The sequence below is a fragment of the Aphanothece microscopica RSMan92 genome (genome assembly GCF_046613545.2).
Lineage (GTDB): Bacteria > Cyanobacteriota > Cyanobacteriia > PCC-6307 > Cyanobiaceae > NIES-981.
Window position 1 is genome coordinate 1 of sequence record NZ_JBKKKY020000247.1, and the last position, 845, is coordinate 845.

Sequence of the window (845 nt, forward strand, 5' to 3'; positions counted from 1 at the left end):
CGGCCCTCGTCTACGAGACGCAGCACTACACCAACGCCGCGATCCGCAATTACGCCGATGCGCTCTACTTCACCGTCACGGCGCTCACTACCACGGGCTTCGGCGACATCGTGCTCGAAGGCACGATGGGCCGCATGATCGCGGTCGTCATCATGATCTTCGGCGTGTCGCTGTTCCTGCGCCTCGTCCAGGTCACGCTCCGCCCCAACAAGGTGAACTTTCGCTGCCAAGCCTGCGGCCTCCTGCGCCATGATCGTGACGCCGTCCACTGCAAGGCCTGCGGAAACCTGCTCAACATTCCGGACGAGGGTGACTGAGGCGCGCGCGTTGCGCTAGCGCCCGGATCCGTTGATGCGCGGCCTCACCGCGAGGAGCGATCTCGAGGCGTTTTCCAGGCTGCTCTCCCAGCTTCCTGCGGAAACCGGCGTATAGCGCTCCACCTGGGGCTCATGCCCGCCCTGCCAGACCGCGCCCGTGAGGCGGGCTCCCGTATCGATGGCAATCGTCGAGGTGGTGATGTCGCCCTCGACCGCGGCACCGCTTTCGAGGTGGATGTGGCGGGCATGAATGGGCCCCTTCACAGCACCCCGAACCGTTACCTCATCGGCGGAGACGTCGCCCTCGATGACGCCATCGAGGCCCACCGTCAACCGTTGCGCCCGCAGCGATCCGCGCAGCGTGCCGTCGATAAGGATATCGCCGTCGCACTCGATATTGCCGGTCACATTCGTGCCGGACAGAATGACCGAGGAATGGACCGGGTCCACGGCTGGCGCCGGTGCGGGTTCCACCCGGTTGTCATTGCCGGCCGACTTTTGCTTACGGAAAAACAAGCGCACTTACAT

Annotated in this window: 2 protein-coding genes; one reads left to right on the forward strand and one right to left on the reverse strand. The window is 64.6% G+C overall.

Translation table 11 applies throughout. The features are described from left to right. On the forward strand, positions 1-317 hold a 317-nt coding region (locus ACLD7X_RS17265; protein ID WP_411424922.1), incomplete at its 5' end, for a potassium channel family protein. A 15-nt stretch (positions 318-332) separates the two neighbouring features. On the opposite strand, the gene ACLD7X_RS17270 is transcribed toward ACLD7X_RS17265, so the two are convergent. Further along, positions 333-767: a bactofilin family protein gene (locus ACLD7X_RS17270; RefSeq protein WP_425625435.1), complete on the reverse strand. Its 435-nt coding sequence runs from the start codon at positions 765-767 to the stop codon at positions 333-335. Positions 768-845 lie beyond the last annotated feature (78 nt).